Consider the following 9,386-nt stretch of genomic DNA (forward strand, 5'->3'; position numbering starts at 1 on the left):
GCCAAGTCGCGGCTCGACTGGATGAAGAAGCAGCTCGACAAGCTCAACGTGCAGCTGGTGGTGCGCGGCACCGACTACAACCGTTTTCAGGACAAGATCCGCAAGGGCAATGCCCAGCTGTTCGAATGGGGCTGGAACGCCGACTACCCCGATCCGGAAAATTTCTTCTTCCTGCTCTACGGCCCGCACAAGAAAGTCGGCAGCGGCGGCGAGAATGCCGCCAACTACGACAGCCCCGAGTTCGACCGCCTGTTCGAGCAGATGAAGGACATGGACAACGGCCCTGCGCGCCAGCAGGTGATCGACGCCATGCTCGACGTCGTGCGCCGCGATGCGCCGTGGATATTCGCCTACCATCCCAAGGCCTTCGGCCTGCGCCACGGCTGGGTGCACAACGTCAAGCCCAACCTGATGGCGAACAACACCCTCAAATACCGCCGTATCGACGCTGCCGTGCGCGAAGCCCGGCGCGCCGAATGGAACCGCCCGGTGCTGTGGCCGATCGTGCTGCTGGCCGCTGCGCTGGTGGCCGTGATCGCGCCGGCAGTGATCGCGTGGCGGCGGCATGAACGAAAGACCGCCTGATGTTCGCCTATATCCTGCGCCGCCTGCTGTACGCGATCCCTATCCTCATCGGGGTCAACCTGCTGACCTTTGCGCTGTTTTTCGTCGTCAACACGCCGGACGACATGGCGCGGCTGCAACTCGGCGTCAAGCATGTGACGCCGGAGGCGATCGAGCGCTGGAAGACCGAGCACGGCTACGACAAACCGCTGCTGCTGAATGCGCAGGCAACGGGCAGCGCGCAGTTCACCGAGACGATTTTCTTCCAGCACTCGGCGGCGATGTTCGTCTTCAAGTTCGGCAAAAGCGACGACGGCCGCGACATCGGCAACGAAATCCGCACCCGCATGGGGCCGAGCCTGGCGATCGCGCTGCCGGTGTTCGCCATCGGCTTGCTGGTCAACATCACCTTCGCCTTGCTGATGGTGTTTTTCCGTGCCACCTACCTCGACCTGTGGGGGGTGGTGCTGTGCGTGGTGCTGATGTCGATCTCGGGCCTGTTCTACATCATCGCCGGACAGTATTTCATCGCCAAGTTGTGGAACCTGCTGCCGATTTCGGGCTATGCCGGCGGCATCGGCGGGCTCAAGTTCATCCTGTTGCCGGTGTTGGTCAGCGTGGCGGCAGGAATCGGCAGCGGCGCGCGCTGGTACCGCACGATTTTCCTCGAGGAAATCGGCAAGGACTACGTGCGCACCGCGCGCGCCAAGGGCTTGTCCGAAATCCGGGTCTTGTTTCGCCACGTGCTGAAGAACGGCATGATCCCGATCCTCACCGGCGCAGTGGTGGTGCTGCCGCTGCTGTTCATGGGCAGCCTGATCACCGAGTCTTTCTTCGGCATTCCGGGACTGGGCAGCTACACCATCGACGCGATCCAGGCGCAGGATTTCGCCGTGGTGCGTGCGATGGTGTTCCTGGGCTCCTTTCTCTACATCGTCGGCCTCATTCTTACCGACATTTCCTATTCGTGGGCTGATCCGCGGGTGAGGCTGCAATGAGTTTCATGCCCGTGATCCTGTGGACCGATGCGCTGATTTTTGCGCTGCTGGCGGGCGTGCTGGCGCTGGCCTGGTTGATCCGTCGCCACGCTCATCTGCGCGCTCCGTGGGAGGCCGTGGCGCAGCGCCCGATGGCGATGGGGGCGGCTCTGGTGCTGGGCGTCTTCGCCGTCATCGGCCTGCTCGATTCGCTGCATTACCGGGAACGGCTGCCCGACAGCCCGGCCGACAAGCCGCAGTATTCGGTCGAGGTGATGAGCGCGTTCGACGCGCTGGTGGGCGGCCTGCGCACCCGCCAGGAAAAAACCTATTCGGCGCCGCTGGCGATGCAGCTGTATGCCATGGAATTCGTCGAGCGGAATGGCGTGGCGGTGCGCGACTATCCCCGCCTGCAATATGGCGGCGCGCATCTGCAGCACGCCGGCGACCGGGTATCCGACATCGCGCGGCGCAGCCTTGCCGGCGCCGCGCAGGGCGCCCTCGCCGGCCTGCTGCTGTTTGCCGGCCTGGCTGCGTGGCAGGCACGCCGGCTGCAGCTGCCCGTCGGTACATGGCTTGCAAGGTGGCGACAGGGCGGCTTGAACTGGCCCGGCCGCACGCTCGCCGGCATGCTGGCGCTGCTGCTCATGCTGGGCGGCGCGATGGCGCAGCTGGCGTCCGGCTACCATGTGCTCGGTACCGACAAGGTCGGACAGGACGTGCTCTACATCAGCCTCAAAAGCATCCGCACCGGCCTGGTGATCGGGTCGCTGACCACGCTGGTCACGCTGCCGCTGGCGATCGGCCTGGGTATCGTGGCGGGCTATTTCCGTGGCTGGGTGGACGATGCGATCCAGTATGTCTACACCGTGCTCAACTCGATCCCGGGCGTGCTGCTGATTGCGGCTGCCGTGCTGATCGTGCAGGTCTATATCGAATCCAACCCCGAACTGTTCGACACCGCCGCCGCGCGCGCCGACATTCGTCTGCTGGCGCTGTGCCTGATCATGGGCATGACCAGTTGGACCGGACTGGCGCGGCTGCTGCGCGGCGAATCGCTCAAGTTGCGCACGCTCGATTACGTCGAAGCGGCGCGCGCCTTCGGCGTATCGAATGCACGCATCATCAGCCGCCATATTTTTCCCAACGTCTTCCATCTGGTGCTGATTGCGGTCGTTCTGGATTTTTCCGGGCTGGTGCTGGCCGAAGCGGTGCTGTCCTACGTCGGCGTCGGCGTCGATCCTTCCATGTACAGCTGGGGCAACATGATCAACGGCGCGCGCCTCGAACTTGCACGCGAACCGGCAGTATGGTGGCAGCTCGGTGCGGCGTTCGCCTTCATGTTCGCGCTGGTGCTGGCCGCCAACCTGTTTGCCGACGGCGTGCGCGACGCCTTCGACCCGCGTCTGGGAGGCCGCCGGTGAAGCCCCTGTTGCGGGTCGATGGGCTCGTCACCGAAATCGGCCGCGGTGCGGATACCCTGCGCGTGGTCGATGGCGTGTCCTTTCATGTCGCTGCCGGCGAAACCTACGCGCTGCTAGGCGAGTCCGGCTGCGGCAAGTCGATGACCGCGCTGTCGCTGATGCGCCTGCTGCCGGATGGCGGCCGTATCGTCGCGGGGGCGGTGCAACTGGACGGACAGGATGTGCTGGCGCTGCCCGAGCGCGACATGCGGCGCGTGCGTGGCGGCGGCATGGCGATGATTTTCCAGGAACCGATGCTGGCGCTGAATCCGGTCGTCAAGGTGGGCCATCAGATTGTCGAAGCGCTGGTCCTGCATCAGGGACTGAGCGGGCAGGCGGCGCGGCAGGCGGCACGCGGACTGCTCGATTCGGTGGGGGTGCCGGATGCGCTGCAGCGGCTCGACAGTTATCCGTTCGAGCTGTCCGGCGGCCTGCGCCAGCGGGCGATGATCGCGATGGCGCTGGCCGGCCAGCCCAGGATCCTGATCGCCGACGAGCCGACCACGGCGCTCGACGTGACCATCCAGGCGCAGGTGCTCGACGTGCTGCGGCGCCTGCGCAGCGAAAAGCGGATGGGCATGCTGCTGATCACGCACGATCTCGGGGTGGTGGCCGAGAACGCCGACCGCGTGGGGGTGATGTATGCCGGCGAGTTACTGGAAGAAGGGACGCGCGACGCATTTTTCGCGGCCCCGCAACATCCGTATAGCCGCATGCTGTTCGAGGCGCTGCCGCATCCGATTCCGCACGGACTTCAGCCCGTAGCGGAGCAGAGTCCTGCAGGGCGTCCCGGCGATGGCGCGCGGCTGACCACGATTCCCGGCCAGGTGCCGAAGCTCGACGGCCGGATGCGCGGCTGCCGCTTTGCGCCGCGCTGTCCGTTTGCGATTGCGCGCTGCCGCGACGAATCGCCCGACTGGCAAACGATCGACGATCAGCGGGTGCGCTGCCATCTGGCGGGCATGCTGCCGCTGCGCAGTGCGCCCGCGGTGGCGACGCCGACGCATTCGACCCAAGCGGCGCAAGCCCTGCTGCAGGTGGACGGCCTGAAAGTGTATTTTCCGATCAGGCGCGGCTTCATCCAGCGCACCGTGGGTCACGTACGCGCAGTGGACGATGTGACGCTGGCGATCCAGCCGGGCCGCACGCTGGCGCTGGTGGGCGAATCCGGCTGCGGCAAGACCACCGTGGGCAAGGCGCTGCTGCGGCTGATCGAACCGACCGCGGGCCGCATCGTGCTGGCCGGCGAGACCGTCACCGCGCGCAATGCATCCACCCTGCGGCGACAGGCGCAGATGGTGTTCCAGGATCCGTTCAGCTCGCTCAATCCGCGCATGCGGGTGGCGGACATCCTGCTCGAAGGCATGGACGCGCTGGGAGTGGGGGCGGCTAACCAACGCCGCGACGCGGTTGCGCTGTTGCTGCGCCAGGTGGGACTGCCCGACGACGCGGGGGGGCGCTATCCGCATGCGTTTTCCGGGGGGCAGCGGCAGCGCATTGCGATTGCGCGGGCGCTGGCGGTGTCGCCCAGACTGGTGATTTGCGACGAACCGACCAGCGCGCTCGACGTCTCGGTGCAGGCGCAGATACTGAATCTGCTGAAAGACTTGCAGGACAGCCTGGGTCTGGCCTATCTGTTCATCACCCACAACCTCGCCGTGGTCGATTATCTGGCGCACGAGGTGGCGGTGATGTATCTCGGGCGCATCGTCGAACAAGGCCCGGCGGCGCAAGTGCTGCGCGCTCCGCGCCATCCTTATGCCCAGGCGCTGGTGAGTGCCGTGCCGCGTATCGAACCGTCGGCCGGGCAGCGCATCGTTCGCCTGAGCGGCGACCAGCCGTCGCCGCTCAATCCGCCCAGCGGCTGCCATTTCCATCCGCGTTGCCCGCATGCAAGCGAAATATGCCGGCAAATCTATCCCGATCAAACCGCGGTGGGCAGCGAGCATTGGGCGCGTTGCCACTGGGTGGCCGCGCAGGGGCAGGCATTTTCTGGACGGAGTTTCAATTGAATACCGGCAAACGCAGTCGCAATTTCTGGATCGGCAACCTGGTTCTGGGCGTGGCCATGCTGACGCTGCTTTTCATGGGGCCGCTGTCGGATGCGCTGGGCATCTGGGCGGCGGTGCTGTGGATGGTGCTGGCCGCCGTCGGCATGGCACTGGTGATGTCGGACAAGTCGGATGAGCCGCCTGCGCCCGATTAGGGCGGGTTAGGTTAGGCCGCTCTGATTCAGCGCGGGCTCAGGGGCGTTCGACTACGATCTGCTGGCCCGCACGGATGACGCTATCGTTCCCGAAAACCGGATTCCAGGTTTTGAGGTCGGCCAGACTGACGTCGAAACGCTGCGCGATGGCGTGCAGGCTGTCGCCGCGTTTGACGGTGTAGTGAACAGGCCCGGCAGGTTTTCCGGGAAGGGGGGTGAAGGCGACGTGCCGGACGGCTTCGGGCTGCCGAGCGGCCTGTTCGTTCAGGGGCAAGCGCAGGGTCTGGCCGGCTTTGAGACCGCCAGCGAGGCCGGGGTTGGCCTGGGTCAACTGGGCGACGCTCAGGCCGTAACGGCGGGCCACGCCGAACAGCGTGTCGCCGCGCTCGACCAGATGCTGGCTTGCGCTCGTCGTTGTTGCCGCGGCGACGCTTTGCGCCGCGGCCACGCCACGGCCGCTGACGGGGACGAGTATGGTTTGCGCGCGCACCAGCTTGCCGCGTTTCAACTGAAACTGGTTATGTTCTTCGAGGCGGGCGAGGCTGACATCGAAGCGCTTGGCGATGGCTTCGGGGCGTTCGCCTTTTTGTGCCGCATAGGGCTGCCAGGAGTCCCAGCTGGCAGTCTCCAGGTTGCGCTGGAATTTGTCGGTTTTGTCGACCGGGATCAGCAGGTTGACCGGCGTGTCGGAACGGATGAGCTTGCGCGGAAAGGCGGCGTTGAGTGCGATGAACTCGTCGCTGCTCATGCCCGCCAGCCGCGCGGCGGAGTGGATGTCCATGCTGGCATGGACGGTGACCTGGTCGAAATAGGGCTGGTTGGGCAGCGCGTCGATGGCGATGCCGTGCTGTTCGGGATTGCGGATCAGGTTCTTGATGGCGAGAAGCTTGGGGACGTAATGGCGGGTCTCGCTGGGCAGGGACAGGCTGGCGTAATCGGTGGGCAGTCCCTGCTGGACGTTCTTCTGGATGGCGCGCGCGACGCAGCCTTCGCCACAGTTGTAGGCCGCCAGCGCCAGCTGCCAGTCGCCGAAATCGAGATACAGCTTGCCCAGGTAGTCGAGCGCAGCTTGGGTGGCGGCGGTGAAGTCGCGCCGGCCGTCGTACCAGCTGTCCTGCTTGAGGCCGTAGTGGCGGCCGGTGGAGGGAATGAACTGCCAGATGCCCGAGGCGGCAGACGGCGATAGCGCGGTGGGGTTGAATGCGCTCTCGATCATCGGCAGCAAGGCGATTTCCATCGGCATCGCACGGCGGTCGACTTCCTCGACGATATGGAACAGATAGCGGCGCGCGCGGTCGACCATGCGGCGCACGGATTCCGGCCGCGCCGCGTACCAGGATTCGTGCACGGCAACGAGCGGGTTGGACGCGGCGTCCTCGATCTTGAAGCCGTTGCGGATGCGCTGCCAGACATCGTCCTGGCTGGCGCTGGCGGAGGAAGCGTCGGCGGCTGTGCTGCCGGCGTCAGCGTCCCATTCCAGGAACTGGTTGGCGGCGAAGGATTCCGTTGCAGCAGCAGGGTAGCTGAAAAGCAGTGCCAGCACGGCCAGGCTGAAGCGGTTTAATTTGCTGCCGGCCGGTCGGGAACGGGCCAATTTGATTCCGGGCAAGTCGGTCTCCCGTACTCAACAAGCGCTCATCCTAAGGGGTTGGACCGGGGGCGGTCAACCGTCCCAGGCGTCCTTGGCGGCGCGGATGGCGCCGAACGTCTCGGCCGGGCTGGGATGCGGCCGATTCAGGTAACGGGCGGCAAAGGCCGTCATGTCGGGATCGTGAAAGCGCAGGAATGGATTGGTGGCTTTTTCCAGGGCCAGGGTGGACGGCAGGGTGGGCTGATTGCGCGAACGCCGCGCGCGATCCTGCCGTTCGCGTTCCAGCAGGGCGGGATTGCCGCCGTCCAGGGTTTTGGCGAAGTCGATATTGCTTAAGGTGTATTCATGCGCGCAGCAGACTCGGGTAGCATCGGGCAGGGCCAGAATGGCATCGAGACTGGTGGCCATCATTGCCGCGCTGCCCTCGAACAGCTTGCCGCAGCCGCAGCCGAATACGGTGTCGCCGCAAAACAGGAAACCGTGGCCGACGTAGCTGAGGTGGTCGAGCGTGTGGCCGGGGGTGGCAAGAACCTCGAAACATATTTCCGGCTGGGTCAGCGTCACGCAATCGCCACCGTGCAGGGGATGGCTGACGGCGGGAATGCGGGGGTTCTCCGGGGCGTAGACGGCACAGCCGTAGCGTTGATGCAGCAGGGCGTTGCCGCCGGTATGGTCGCGGTGATGGTGGGTGATCAGCAGCGCCGTCAGCGCGAGCCGATGCGCATCGAGAAAGGCAATCAGCGGCGCCGGGTCGCCAGGATCCACGGCGACGGCGTGGCGGCCGTCGTGCAGCACCCAGATGTAGTTGTCGGTGAACGCGGGCAGGGGGATGAGGGTCAACATGAATAGGCTTGCCGGACAGGAGGAATGACTATGTTATCCAAGCTGGATGAAGGATGGTTCGATACGCCGCTGGGAAAGCACTTGCTGTTCCGCGAGCGGCGCTATTTCGACCGTGCGGTGTCGGATGTGTTCGGTTTCAACGCCGTGCAGGTGGGGCTGCCGCAGATCGATTTCCTGCGCAACAGCCGGATTCCGCTGCGGGTCACGTGCGCGGTGGAAGCGCCCGCCCAGGTCGGGGCCGACCCCATGTTCCTGCCGTTCGAGAGCCAGTCGCTCGATCTGCTGCTGCTGCCGCACGTGCTGGAGTTCAGCGCCAATCCGCATCAGGTTTTGCGCGAGGCCGAGCGCGTGCTGCGCCCGGAAGGCCGCCTGGTGCTGGCCGGGTTCAATCCGCGCAGCCTGTGGGGGCTGGCGCGCAGGCTGCAGGGCGGCGAATGCGGTTATCCGTGGAACGGCAGCTTCCTGAATATTTCGCGGGTGAAAGACTGGATGGCATTGCTGGGCCTCGAGGTGGCAGCCGGCAGCATGTGCTGCTACCGTCCGCCGATCAACCGCGCAAACTGGCTGCGCCGGCTGCGTTTCATGGAACCCGCCGGCGATCGCTGGTGGGCGATGGGCGGCGGCGTGTATTTTCTGCAGGCGGTGAAGCGCGTGCAGGGCATGAACATCATCCTGCCGCAGTGGAAAACGCCGGTGACGCAACGTTTTCTGTCGCCCGCGGCCAAGGTGATCAATCTCAAACAGTATCGGGTCCATCGTGAACGCTGACACCATTTACATATACAGCGACGGCGCCTGCAAGGGTAATCCCGGCATCGGCGGCTGGGGTGCCCTGCTGGTGACGGGCGGCCACCGCAAGGAAATCTATGGCGGAGAGGCCGCCACCACCAACAACCGCATGGAAATGACCGCGGTGATCCGCGCGCTGGAGCTGCTGAAGCGCCCCTCCACGGTCGAAGTCCACACCGACTCGCAGTATGTGCAAAAAGGCATCAGCGAATGGTTGCCCGGCTGGAAGCGGCGCAACTGGCGCGCCGCCGACGGCAAGCCGGTGAAGAACCAGGATCTGTGGCAGCAGCTCGACGCCTTGAACCAGCAGCACCGCATCGAGTGGATATGGGTGCGGGGGCATGCCGGCCACCCCGAAAACGAACGTGCCGACGTGCTGGCCAACCAGGGCGTCCTGCAGGCGCAACAACACTGAAGCTGACACTATGCGGCAAATCATTCTGGATACCGAAACCACCGGCCTCGACCCCAGCCAGGGGCATCGCATCATCGAAGTGGCGGCGGTGGAGATGGTCAACCGGCGGCTCACTGGCAATCACCTGCACCGTTATGTGAACCCGGATCGCGACATCGACGCCGGGGCAATGCAGGTGCACGGCATCACTCCCGAGTTCCTGCAAGACAAGCCGCGCTTTGCCGGCATTGCCCGCGAGTTCGTTGATTTCATCCAGGGCGCCGAACTCATCATTCACAACGCGCCGTTCGACGTGGGCTTTCTCAATATGGAGCTGCGCCTGCTGGAGATGTCGCCGCTGGCGACTTGGTGCGACGGCGTGACCGACACCCTGGCGCTGGCCAAGACGCTGCACCCTGGCCAGCGCAACAACCTGGATGCGCTGTGCAAACGCTACGGCGTGGACAACACGGCGCGCACGCTGCACGGCGCATTGCTCGACTGCGAGCTGCTGGCGGCGGTGTACCTGGCGCTGACGCGCGGCCAGGAAAGCCTGTCG

General features: G+C 65.3%; 9 protein-coding genes and 1 pseudogene. 8 read left to right on the plus strand and 2 right to left on the minus strand.

Annotated features, from left to right (window positions below; all coding sequences use genetic code 11):
- From Q0L94_RS01525 to Q0L94_RS01545, 5 genes and pseudogenes are all read left to right on the plus strand, one after another.
- A pseudogene (locus Q0L94_RS01525) lies at positions 1 to 585 on the plus strand (peptide ABC transporter substrate-binding protein); the annotation flags it as partial.
- Positions 585 to 1,562, plus strand: coding sequence for an ABC transporter permease (locus tag Q0L94_RS01530; RefSeq protein ID WP_296749413.1), 978 nt, complete (start codon positions 585 to 587; stop codon positions 1,560 to 1,562). The pseudogene Q0L94_RS01525 and the gene Q0L94_RS01530, both read left to right, overlap by 1 nt.
- Positions 1,559 to 2,965 (plus strand): ABC transporter permease, encoded by a 1,407-nt coding sequence (locus Q0L94_RS01535; RefSeq protein ID WP_296749414.1) that lies wholly within the window; start codon positions 1,559 to 1,561, stop codon positions 2,963 to 2,965. Before Q0L94_RS01530 ends, Q0L94_RS01535 begins: the two co-directional genes overlap by 4 nt.
- Positions 2,962 to 5,016 carry an ABC transporter ATP-binding protein gene (locus Q0L94_RS01540; protein ID WP_296749416.1) on the plus strand — a complete coding sequence of 685 codons (2,055 nt, stop codon included), beginning with the start codon at positions 2,962 to 2,964 and terminating at the stop codon, positions 5,014 to 5,016. The genes Q0L94_RS01535 and Q0L94_RS01540 overlap by 4 nt, the downstream gene beginning before the upstream one ends.
- The gene (locus Q0L94_RS01545; RefSeq protein WP_296641930.1) at positions 5,013 to 5,210 is read left to right on the plus strand and encodes a hypothetical protein; all 198 of its coding nucleotides are present in this window, start codon (positions 5,013 to 5,015) and stop codon (positions 5,208 to 5,210) included. Before Q0L94_RS01540 ends, Q0L94_RS01545 begins: the two co-directional genes overlap by 4 nt.
- Before the next feature lie 37 nt (positions 5,211 to 5,247).
- On the opposite strand, the gene Q0L94_RS01550 is transcribed toward Q0L94_RS01545, so the two are convergent.
- Both Q0L94_RS01550 and gloB read right to left on the minus strand, forming a co-directional pair.
- Complete coding sequence (locus Q0L94_RS01550; RefSeq protein WP_296749418.1) at positions 5,248 to 6,819, minus strand: LysM peptidoglycan-binding domain-containing protein; 1,572 nt, start codon at positions 6,817 to 6,819, stop codon at positions 5,248 to 5,250.
- A gap of 54 nt (positions 6,820 to 6,873) precedes the next feature.
- Complete coding sequence (gloB, locus tag Q0L94_RS01555; RefSeq protein WP_296749420.1) at positions 6,874 to 7,644, minus strand: hydroxyacylglutathione hydrolase; 771 nt, start codon at positions 7,642 to 7,644, stop codon at positions 6,874 to 6,876.
- Positions 7,645 to 7,674: 30 nt separating this feature from the next.
- On the opposite strand from gloB, the gene Q0L94_RS01560 reads away from it, so the two are divergent.
- The 3 genes from Q0L94_RS01560 to dnaQ all read left to right on the plus strand — a co-directional run.
- On the plus strand, positions 7,675 to 8,412 hold the full coding sequence (locus Q0L94_RS01560; protein ID WP_296749422.1) for a methyltransferase domain-containing protein: 738 nt from the start codon (positions 7,675 to 7,677) through the stop codon (positions 8,410 to 8,412).
- Entirely contained in the window at positions 8,402 to 8,848 is a 447-nt protein-coding gene (rnhA, locus tag Q0L94_RS01565; protein ID WP_296749424.1) for a ribonuclease HI, read from the plus strand. The genes Q0L94_RS01560 and rnhA overlap by 11 nt, the downstream gene beginning before the upstream one ends.
- A gap of 10 nt (positions 8,849 to 8,858) precedes the next feature.
- Positions 8,859 to 9,386, plus strand: a 528-nt coding sequence (gene dnaQ / locus Q0L94_RS01570) for a DNA polymerase III subunit epsilon (RefSeq protein WP_296749426.1), incomplete at its 3' end; no start/stop codon positions are given.

This window comes from Thiobacillus sp. (assembly GCF_024708915.1).

Excerpts from the sequence above, each read along its gene's own strand:
- Q0L94_RS01530 (WP_296749413.1), top strand. The coding sequence starts at position 585 with ATGTTCGCCTATATCCTGCGCCGCCTGCTGTACGCGATCCCTATCCTC.
- Q0L94_RS01535 (WP_296749414.1), top strand. The coding sequence starts at position 1,559 with ATGAGTTTCATGCCCGTGATCCTGTGGACCGATGCGCTGATTTTTGCG.
- gloB (WP_296749420.1), bottom strand. The coding sequence starts at position 7,644 with ATGTTGACCCTCATCCCCCTGCCCGCGTTCACCGACAACTACATCTGG.
- Q0L94_RS01560 (WP_296749422.1), top strand. The coding sequence starts at position 7,675 with ATGTTATCCAAGCTGGATGAAGGATGGTTCGATACGCCGCTGGGAAAG.